At 62.0% G+C, this 10,146-nt stretch carries 6 protein-coding genes; all 6 read left to right on the top strand.

The annotated features are described in order from the left end of the window. Positions 1-519 (top strand): alpha/beta fold hydrolase (locus tag JH25_RS00370; RefSeq protein WP_032881330.1); only part of this gene is annotated, 519 nt, incomplete at its 5' end. Between the two features lie 16 nt (positions 520-535). Continuing rightward, positions 536-1,489, top strand: a complete 954-nt coding sequence (locus JH25_RS00375; protein ID WP_032881328.1) for a D-2-hydroxyacid dehydrogenase family protein — start codon at positions 536-538, stop codon at positions 1,487-1,489. A 473-nt stretch (positions 1,490-1,962) separates the two neighbouring features. Further along, positions 1,963-3,519 (top strand): glycogen synthase GlgA, encoded by a 1,557-nt coding sequence (gene glgA / locus JH25_RS00380; protein WP_081883347.1) that lies wholly within the window; start codon positions 1,963-1,965, stop codon positions 3,517-3,519. 31 nt (positions 3,520-3,550) lie between these two features. Then, positions 3,551-5,296: a malto-oligosyltrehalose trehalohydrolase gene (gene treZ / locus JH25_RS00385; RefSeq protein WP_032880941.1), complete on the top strand. Its 1,746-nt coding sequence runs from the start codon at positions 3,551-3,553 to the stop codon at positions 5,294-5,296. Continuing rightward, a complete protein-coding gene (malQ, locus tag JH25_RS00390; RefSeq protein WP_032880940.1) occupies positions 5,293-7,377 on the top strand; it encodes a 4-alpha-glucanotransferase in 2,085 nt (694 codons plus the stop codon). Before treZ ends, malQ begins: the two co-directional genes overlap by 4 nt. After that, entirely contained in the window at positions 7,374-10,124 is a 2,751-nt protein-coding gene (locus JH25_RS00395; RefSeq protein WP_032880939.1) for a malto-oligosyltrehalose synthase, read from the top strand. Before malQ ends, JH25_RS00395 begins: the two co-directional genes overlap by 4 nt. Positions 10,125-10,146 lie beyond the last annotated feature (22 nt).

The following is a 10,146-nucleotide window of genomic DNA, read 5'->3' as shown; positions in this document are numbered from 1 at the left end:
GGGCTGGTGAACCCTATCGGCCTGGAAGACTGGAAAGCCCTCGGTGTGCCCTACCAGAGCGTCGACCAGTGGTACCAGCGCGAGCTGAAAATGAGTGCCGACGGGGTGCGCAAATATGAACGCGACACCTATTATGGCGGGCGCTGGAAGCCGGAATACGAACGCTGGGTGGATATGCTCGCCGGCCTGAACAAAGGCCCGGGGCATACCCAAGTCGCGTGGAACTCGGCATTGATTTACGACATGATCTTCACCCAACCGGTGTACTACGAATTCAAGGACCTTAAGGTGCCCACCTTGCTGCTGATCGGCACCAGCGACACCACAGCCATCGGCAAAGATGTGGCGCCGCCGGCGGTCAAGGCCAGGATTGGCAATTACCAGGTGCTGGGCAAGCAGGTAGCCAAGCTGATTCCCCACGCCACACTGGTGGAATTCCCCGGCCTGGGCCATGCGCCACAGATGGAAGAACCGGAGCAGTTTCATAAAGCGCTGTTGCAGGGTATGAATGCCCTTTGATTTCGAGGCCCATGGCATGTCGATACAGATCGCAGTGATAGATGACTGGCAGAACGTCGCCAGTGACGTGGTGGATTGGTCGGCGCTGGACGGCGTGGGCCAGGTACATTTTCTCCACGACTACCCCGCTGATACGGCGACAATGGTTGAACGCTTGAAGGGCTTCGAGGTGATTTGCGTCATGCGCGAACGGTCCACCTTCGACGAGGCCCTGCTGCGAGAGTTGCCCAAGCTCAAACTGCTGGTCACCGGCGGTATGCGCAATGCTGCCATCGATATTGCCGCCGCCAAGGCCCTGGGTATTCAGGTGTGCGGCACCGACAGCTATAAACACGCGGCGCCGGAACTGACCTGGGCGCTGATCATGGCCTCTACGCGCAATCTGCTGGCCGAAGCCAACTCGCTGCGCGCAGGCGGATGGCAGGTGGGCCTGGGCGGTGACCTGCATGGCAAGACCCTGGGCGTGCTCGGCCTGGGCAGTATCGGCCAGAAAGTCGCGACGTTTGCCCAGGCATTCGGTATGCGGGTGATCGCCTGGAGCGAAAACCTCACGCCGCAACGGGCGGCTGAAGCAGGCGTGACATGGGTCAGCAAGCGCGAGTTGTTTGAACAGGCGGATATCCTCACCATCCATCTGGTGCTCAGTGAGCGCAGCCGTGGGCTGGTGGATGCCCAGGCACTGGCGTGGATGAAGCCCACGGCGCACCTGGTGAACACCGCACGCGGGCCGATTGTGGATGAGCAGGCGCTGGTGCAGGCATTGAGCAGTGGCCGCCTGGCCGGGGCGGCGCTGGATGTGTATGCCCAGGAACCGCTGCCGGCTGATCATCCATTTCGCCGCTTGCCCAATGTGCTGGCCACGCCACACGTGGGGTATGTGAGTGAGCACAATTACCGGCAGTTCTATCAACAGATGATTGAAGACATTCAGGCCTGGGCCGATGGCGTGCCCATCCGCGTGCTGGGCTGACGCATCAAAAAGGTGCGGCCCTGCCTTCCTGTAGGAGCGAGCTTGCTCGCGAAAATCGTCAACGATAAAGCATGTTTCTTGAATAAACGCGGCGTCTGTGAGTCTTTCGCGAGCAAGCTCGCTCCTACAGAGAACACGCTGCATATCGTTAGATTTATTTTGTCCTACAAAAAACCGCGCTAAACCCTGCAGGCTCTGGGATCTGGCCTAGACTCATGACCGATGGGTCCGTTCCAAAACAAAAACCCCGCAAAAAATCTAAACTTTCCAACTCCGCCTCAGGTCAAGTTTTAGGTAAGGACGTGCACGAGCGTTTCACGCCGAATGCCCGTTCATCCAATCTTTTTCAGCCGACGTTGCAACTGGCATACGCCTTGCCAGCTTGTATAGCGCTGGTGTGCCTGGCCGCAGGATGCGGCCACTTGGAGCTGATGGCAGCGGGCCATTAGCGAACCAACAAATGGGAGTGCATTATGATCAGTGCCGCAGTAGATACTCAGGGAGAGCGTTTTAGTCAGCCGGTAGGGGGGCCAACGTCTTTGGTCGACCTGCCCAACACTGTGCGGCCGATCGTGAGTCAGAATCCGAATCGAAAGAAAGTCTTGTTCGTCACTTCCGAGTTCGCCGACCTGGTGAAAACCGGTGGCCTGGGCGATGTGTCCGCCGCCCTGCCCCGCGCCATGGCGCATTTGCACGATGTGCGGGTGCTGATCCCCGGGTACCCGCAAGTGATGGAAAGCGACAATCCGATTCATATCGTCGGTGAGCTGGGCGGCCACGCGGCGCTGCCGCCGTGCAAGATCGGGCGTATGGACCTGGCGGACGGCCTGGTCATCTATGTGCTGATCTGCCCCGAACTGTATGAGCGTGAAGGCACGCCGTACGGCGCCAATAACGGCCGCGACTGGCCGGATAACCATATTCGCTTCGCCCGCCTGGGCCTGGCCGCCGCCGACATGGCCGCCAACCTGGCACAGATCCATTGGTGCCCCGACCTGGTGCACGCCCATGACTGGCCCGCGGGCCTTGCGCCGGCGTACATGCACTGGCGTGGGTCACGCACGCCAACACTGTTCACCATTCATAACCTGGCCTATCAGGGTGTGGTGAGCCTGGCGTCGACGCCCGAACTAGGCATCCCACCCCACGCCCTGCAGCAGGAAGGCATGGAGTTCTACGGCAAGATGTCGTTCCTCAAGGCGGGCATGGCGTATTCCAGCCACATCACCACCGTGAGCGCCACCTACGCCCAGGAAATCACCACGCCGGAATTCGGCTGTGGCCTGGATGGCTTTCTAGCCAGCAAGACTCAACAAGGTTTGCTCAGCGGTATTCCCAACGGCATCGACGAAAGCTGGGAAACGTCCACCGATACGCACTTGACCCACAATTTCAATATCGGCGACTGGGAAGGCAAGGCGATAAACGCCACCCATGTGCGCGAGCTGTTTGGACTGCACGCGTCCAACGGCCCGCTGTTCGCCGTGGTGTCACGCCTGGTTTATCAGAAGGGTCTGGACCTGACTGAAGCGGTCGCCGGCTTTATCGTCGAAAACGGTGGCCAGATCGCGATCATCGGCCGTGGCGAACCCGAAGAGGAACAGGCCATGCGCGAATTGGCGCTGCGCTTCCCGGGCCAGGTGGGCGTGCGCATCGGCTTCAACGAGACCGATGCCCGTCGCATGTTTGCCGGCAGCGACTTCCTGTTGATGCCCTCGCGCTATGAACCTTGCGGCCTGAGCCAGATGTACGCGCAACGCTTTGGTTCGTTGCCGGTGGCGCGGAACACCGGTGGCCTGGCGGACACCATTGAAGATGGCGTCACCGGTTTCCTGTTCAATGAGTCGACGGTGCAAAGCTACGAAGAAGCCCTGCGCCGTGCCTTCAAGGTATTCGCCTTCCCCGGCCTGCTCAACGCCATGCGCAGCCGCGCCATGACACAACCGTTCAACTGGTGCCAGGCGGTTGAACCCTACGCCGAGCTCTACGAACAACTGGTGGCCAAGGCCTTGGGGAAACCAACCAAATAGCCACTTGAACCAACCCGGGAGGTCTTCATAGATGCCGTTACGGACTCTGGACACCTGGCCCCACGGCGCAATCATGCTGGACGCGCAACACACGCGTTTTGCCTTGTGGGCGCCAGACGCTTTTTATGTCAGCGTTGAATTGCAACACGGTAAATCCATCACCCTGCTGCCCCAGGCGGATGGCTGGTTCGAAGTCGAAGCAGCCTGCCCTGCCGGCACGCTCTACCGCTTTAACATCGATGGGGAAAACGCGGTTCCCGACCCCGCTTCCAGGGCCCAGGCCCAGGACGTGCACGGTTGGAGTCAAGTGGTCGACCCCAACGCTTACCCATGGCGCCATACCCAGTGGCAAGGCCGCCCTTGGCACACCGCGGTGATCTACGAACTGCATGTGGGCGCCATGGGTGGCTACGCCGAAGTCGAGAAGCACCTGCCACGTCTGGCTGAGCTGGGAATCACTGCGATCGAGTTGATGCCACTGGCGCAGTTCCCCGGTGAACGCAACTGGGGCTATGACGGCGTGCTGCCCTACGCACCGCACGCCGCCTACGGTACGCCCGAACAGCTCAAGCACTTGATCGACACTGCCCATGCCCATGGTTTGGCGGTGATGCTCGATGTGGTCTACAACCACTTCGGGCCCGATGGCAATTACCTGGGCCAGTACGCCACGGGGTTCTTCCAGGAGGACGTGCATACCCCGTGGGGCGCCGGTATCGATTTCGAGCGCCGTGAAGTGCGGGATTTTTTCCTTGATAACGCGCTGATGTGGCTGCTGGAATACCGCTTCGACGGCCTGCGCCTGGATGCGGTACACGCCATCGATAATCCCGGGTTCTTGCAGGAACTGGCACACCGCGTGCGTCAGCAGGTGCACGACGACCGGCACGTCTGGCTAGTGCTGGAGAACGAGCTGAACCAGGCCAGCCTGCTGAAGGAAGATTTCAACGCCCAGTGGAATGATGACTTTCATAACGTGCTGCACGTGCTGCTGACCGGTGAAACCGATGCCTATTACAGCGATTTCGCCGAACAGCCCACCGCCAAACTGGCGCGTTGCCTGGGCGAGGGCTTTATATATCAGGGCGAAACTACCCGCCACGGCCATGCACGCGGCGAACCCAGTGCAGATCTGCCGCCCAGCGCTTTCGTGGCGTTTTTGCAGAACCACGACCAGATCGGCAACCGCGCCCTGGGCGAACGCCTGCACCAACTGTGTTCGCCCCAGGCGCTGAACGCGGCGACGGCTCTATTGCTGCTCAGCCCGATGATCCCGCTGATGTTCATGGGCGATGAGGTGAATGCGGCCGAACCCTTTCTGTTTTTCACCGACCATCACGGCGAACTGGCCGAGGCGGTGCGCGAAGGCCGGCGCAACGAGTTCGCCGATTTCGCGGCGTTTCACGACCCCGAACAACGCGAACGTATTCCCGATCCCAATGCACTGGAAACCTTTGTGCAATCGGCACCCTCTTTCGTCGAGAACGAGCACACCCAGCTCTATCGTCAGCTGTTGAGCCTGCGTCACCAACACCTAGTGCCGCACTTGCCGGGCACTGTGGCCTTGGGCGCGCAGGTGATGGCCGAAGGAGCTGTCACGGCGCGTTGGCGCCTGGGCAACGGCAGCCTGTTGCAAATCGACCTGAACCTGAGTGAACAGCCTCTGGATCACCCCGCGCCACACCCCATCATTTTCCAGACGCCTGCCCAGCAAGGTACGCAGTTACCACCGTTGAGCGCACGCGTTTGCTTATCACCTGCCGGAGAACACTTTTGAGCGAAGCGAACCTGGAACTACTCGCCAGTCGCGCGGGCCTGGCCGTCGATTGGATCGATGCCAACGGTCGCCCGCAACACGTGCAGCCCGAAGCCTTGCGCGCCGTTCTCAAAGGGCTGGGGCACCCGGCCGATACCGACGCCGAGATCGACGCCAGCCTGCAGGAACTGGAGCAGGTGCAACAAGACACGCACCTGCCGCCCTTGATCACCATCGACAGCGGCGCAAGCCTGGACCTGGCGCGCTACTTCGCCCCGGACACCCCGTGTCGCGTCAGCCTGGAAGGTGGTGAAACCCTGGAGCTGCGCCTGGACGGCAATGCGGTGCTGCCCGGGGTGATTGCCCTCGGCTACCACCAGGTGCATATCGATGGGCAAACCTTCACCCTGGCCGTTGCGCCCAGCCACTGCTACAGCGTGGCCGACGCGGTGGACAGCCGCCCCGCTCGCGCCTGGGGCTTGAGCGCCCAGCTGTATGCCTTGCGTCGCCGCGGCGATGGTGGCTTCGGGGACACCCTGGCCCTGGAGCATCTGGTGCGCTCGGCGGCCGAGCGCGGTGCCGACGCGGTGGCGATCAGCCCCATGCACGCAATGTTCAGCGCCGACACCGAACGTTTCAGCCCTTATTCACCGTCCAGCCGCCTGTTTCTCAACAGCCTGTACGCCTCGCCCGCCTGCATCCTTGGCGAGCGTGAAGTGCACGACGCTACCGAGGCCGTCGGCCTGACCGACGAACTGCGGGATTTGGAGCAACTCACGCTGATCGACTGGCCCACCGCCGCCAAGGCCAAGCAACGCCTGCTGCGTGCGCTGTATGAGGACTTCCGCCACGGCGCACATCCGCAACATGCCGACTTCCAGAGCTTCCGCCAGGCCGGCGGCGAGGCCCTGGAAAACCACTGCCGCTTCGAAGCCGTGCAAGCGCAACGTGCCGCCGCCGGCGAAGAGCTCGACTGGCGCCACTGGCCCGAAGACTGGCGCACGCCGCAGAGCCCGGCGCTGGCGCAGTTTGCTGAAGAAAACCGCGATGAGATCGGCTACTTTGCCTTCACCCAATGGTTGATCGCCCGCAGCCTGGCGCGCGCGCAACAGGCCGCCCGTGGCAGCGGCATGGGCATCGGCCTGATTGCCGACCTGGCGGTGGGTGCCGACGGTGGCGGCAGCCAGGCATGGAGTCGCCAGGATGAACTGCTGGCCGACCTCACGGTAGGCGCACCGCCGGATATTCTCAACCGTGCAGGCCAGGGTTGGGGCATCTCCGCCTTCTCCCCGGAAGGTCTCAAGCGCAATGGCTTTCGTGCGTTTATCGAAATGCTGCGGGCCAACTTCGCCCATGCCGGTGGCTTGCGCATCGATCATGTGATGGGCCTGCAACGCCTGTGGGTCATCCCCCTGGGTGCCTCGCCCCGCGAAGGCGCCTACTTGTATTACCCGGTGGACGACCTGCTGCGTTTGCTGGCGCTGGAATCGCACCGCCACCAGGCCATCGTCCTCGGTGAAGACCTGGGTACGGTGCCCGAGGGCCTGCGTGAAAAGCTCAGCGCCCGCTCGATTCTGGGTATGCGCGTATTGCTGTTCGAACAGGACCACGAAGGCCGGTTCACGCCGATTCTTGACTGGCCCGACAACTCCTTGGCCACCACCAGCACCCACGACCTGCCCACGCTCAATGGCTGGTGGCACAGCCGTGATATCGAGTGGAATATCCAGCTCGACCTGATCGACCCTCCCACCGTGGAGCAATGGAGCGAACACCGTCTGCGCGAACGTCATGCACTGCGTCAGGCCTTGAGCCAGGACCCGCAGAACTTTGTCGATGAGATCCGCAACGACACCGATCACGTGATCGACGCCAGCGTGCGCTACCTCGGCCACACCCGTGCGCCACTGGTATTGCTGCCGCTGGAGGACGCGCTGGGCATCGAAGAGCAAGCCAACCTGCCCGGCACCCTCGATACCCACCCCAACTGGCGCCGACGCTTGCCAGGCGAGGCCGCCAGCCTGCTCGACCACGACAGTGCTGCGCGCCGCCTCGAACTGTTGGCCGTGGCGCGCAACCAAGCCTATGAGCGTGACCGATGAACGTACTGCCCCTGCGCGCCACCCAGCGCCTGCAATTTCATAAAGGCTTTACCCTCGATGATGCGGTGCCGCTGGTGCCGTATTTTGCCCGACTGGGCATCAGCCACCTGTATGCCTCGCCGCTCCTGAGCGCCCGCGCCGGCTCCATGCATGGCTACGATGTGGTCGACCCCACTCGCGTCAACCCGGAGTTGGGTGGCGAGGCAGCATTGCGTCGCCTGGTCGCCACCCTGCGTGAACACAACATGGGCCTGATCCTGGATATCGTTTCCAATCACATGGCCGTGGGTGGCGCGGATAACCCCTGGTGGCTGGACCTGCTGGAATGGGGGCGCTTGAGCCCCTACAGCGAGTTTTTCGACATCCAGTGGCACTCGCCCGACCCGTTGCTCAAAGGCCAATTGCTGATGCCGTTCCTGGGCAGCGATTACGGCGAAGCCTTGCAGAGCGGAGCGTTGACGCTCAAGTTCGACGCCGCTCACGGCAGCTTCTACGCCGAGCATTACGAGCATCGCTTCCCGATCTGCCCACGGGACTACGCCTTGATCCTGGGCGGCGATGAGGTGCTCAAACCGCTGGCCGAGCGTTTCGCCGCCCTCGCCTATCACGACGATGCCTACACCGAAGCCGCTAGGCTCAAGCAGGCGCTGACCGAACGCGCCACCGAAGTCTTACCGGCCATCAAGCAACGGCTGGCCGCTTTCGATGGTCGCCAGCCTGAGGGTTTCGAGCGCTTGCATCATCTGCTTGAGCAACAGACCTACCGCCTGGCCAGTTGGCGCACCGCCGCAGACGACATCAACTGGCGGCGCTTCTTCGACGTCAATGAACTGGGCGGCCTGCGCGTGGAGCGCACGGCAGTGTTCGAAGCCACCCACGGCAAGATTTTCGAGCTGATCGGCGCGGGCTTGATCGATGGCCTGCGCATCGACCATATCGACGGCCTGGCCGACCCACGTGGTTATTGCCGCAAACTGCGCCGCCGCGTGGACGCGCTGTCGCCACAGCGCCATTTGCCGATCTTCGTGGAGAAGATCCTCGGCGAAGGCGAAACCCTGCGCGAAGACTGGCAAGTGGACGGCACCACTGGCTACGAATTCATGAATCAACTGTCGTTGCTGCAACACCATCCTGACGGTTTTGCTCCGCTGGCCGACCTGTGGACGCGCCACAGCGAACGGCCCTCGGCGTTTATCGACGAAGCCCGCTTGGCGCGCCAGCAAATCCTCAATGGCTCGTTGGGCGGCGACTTCGAAAGCGTGGCCCAGGCCCTGCTGCAAGTGGCCCGCGATGATGTGATGACCCGCGACCTGACCCTGGGTGCGATCCGTCGGGCCTTGCAGGAGCTGATTGTGCATTTCCCGGTGTACCGCACCTACATCAGTGCCAGGGGCCGCAGCACCGCCGACGACAAGGTGTTCCAGCAGGCCATGGACGGTGCGCGCAGTACCCTTAACGAAGGCGACTGGCCGGTGCTTGAGCACCTGGAAAAATGGTTGGGCGGCCAGCCTTGGCGCAATCGCCCGGTGGGCCGTGAGCGCAAGATCCTCAAACATGCCTGCGTGCGCTTCCAGCAGCTGACATCACCCGCCGCAGCAAAGGCCGTGGAAGACACCGCGTTCTATCGCTCGGCCGTATTGCTGTCGCGTAACGACGTGGGCTTCAGTACCGAACAATTCAGTGCGCCGTTGGCAGATTTTCACCAGGCCAATCAACAGCGCCTGGCTACCTTCCCGAACAATCTGCTGGCCACCGCCACCCATGACCACAAGCGCGGCGAAGACACCCGCGCACGCCTGGCGGTGCTCAGCGAGTGCGCGCCCTGGTATGCCGAACAGGTCGAACACTGGCGCAACCTCGCCGCGCCCTTGCGCGAGGGTACCGACAGCCCTTCGGCGGGTGATGAGCTGATCCTGTATCAGGTGCTGCTCGGCAGTTGGCCGCTGGAGCACAACCCGGACTTTGAGGCTTACCAGCAACGGCTCTGGCAATGGCAACAGAAAGCCCTGCGCGAAGCCAAGTTACAAAGCAGCTGGAGCGCGCCCAACGAAGCCTATGAGCAGGGTGTCGAGCGCTTCCTCAAGCGTCTACTGCTCAGCGAAGCCGGCCAAGCGCTGCGCGATGCGCTCGACAGCGCCGTTCAAGCCATCGCCCCCTCCGGCGCTCTGAACAGCCTGGCGCAAACTTTGCTTCACCTCACCGTGCCGGGTGTACCGGATGTGTACCAGGGCGACGAGTTCTGGGACTTCAGCCTGGTGGATCCGGACAACCGACGCCCGGTGGATTTCGATGCGCGCCAGCGTGCCCTGGATACCCCACCCGACATCGGTGAGCTGTTGTTCAACTGGCGCGATGGGCGTATCAAACAAGCGTTGATCGCCCAGGTGCTGAACGCGCGCAGAGCCTGTCCCGAGCTGTTTCGCAAAGGCAGCTATACGCCGCTCGAAGTGGTGGGTCGGCACGCGGAGCGCGTGGTTGCGTTTTACCGTGAGCACCAGGGCCAACAGCTGTTGGTGGTGGTGCCGCGCTGGCCTTATCCGTTGCTGGAAAACGGTGTATTTCCCCACATCAATGCGCAGGTGTGGGGCGATACCCGGGTGAAATTACCGTTCGCCACCACAACACAAAACTGGAAGGGACTTTTTCAAACAGGCGCAGTCACACCCAACAAGGAGCTGTTGATCAGCGCTGCCCTGGGGGATCTCCCGGTCAATGTCTTTATCAATCCTGATAATCAAGAAAGCTGAACATTTTCTGTGAGGAGTTTGT

This window comes from Pseudomonas sp. BRG-100, assembly GCF_000737955.1.
In the GTDB taxonomy this organism is placed as follows: Bacteria; Pseudomonadota; Gammaproteobacteria; order Pseudomonadales; family Pseudomonadaceae; genus Aquipseudomonas; species Aquipseudomonas synxantha_A.
This window is presented reverse-complemented; position numbering and strand designations above follow the sequence as displayed.

Coding starts and splice junctions, on each gene's coding strand:
- JH25_RS00375 (WP_032881328.1), top strand. CDS start 536: ATGTCGATACAGATCGCAGTGATAGATGACTGGCAGAACGTCGCCAGT.
- glgA (WP_081883347.1), top strand. CDS start 1,963: ATGATCAGTGCCGCAGTAGATACTCAGGGAGAGCGTTTTAGTCAGCCG.
- treZ (WP_032880941.1), top strand. CDS start 3,551: ATGCCGTTACGGACTCTGGACACCTGGCCCCACGGCGCAATCATGCTG.
- JH25_RS00395 (WP_032880939.1), top strand. CDS start 7,374: ATGAACGTACTGCCCCTGCGCGCCACCCAGCGCCTGCAATTTCATAAA.